Raw genomic sequence first — 234 nt, forward strand, 5'->3', positions numbered from 1 at the left:
CAGCGCGAAGGCGCGCCGGCACTCCTCGGCGATCCGCTGCTTCTCCAGGTCGTCCACCGGCACCGCGTCCAGCGCCGCCCGGTACTCGCGCTTGAACGCGGCCGGGTTGTCGATCCCCTCGAAGACGTAGAAGCGCACACCGTCGCCCTTGCGCGCGAAGCCCCAGGCCTTCTCGGCCTTGCCCCGGATGATCTGGCCGCCGGACAGATCGCCCAGGTAACGGGTGTAGTGGTG

General features: G+C 70.1%; 1 protein-coding gene. It reads right to left on the reverse strand.

Annotation, left to right across the window (positions count from 1 at the left end; genetic code table 11):
- Positions 1-234: biliverdin-producing heme oxygenase (locus ACSNOK_RS36340; protein WP_436784913.1), on the reverse strand; the 234-nt coding region annotated here is incomplete at both ends.

This window comes from Streptomyces sp. URMC 126, from assembly GCF_051386555.1.
Taxonomy (GTDB): Bacteria; Actinomycetota; Actinomycetes; order Streptomycetales; family Streptomycetaceae; genus Streptomyces.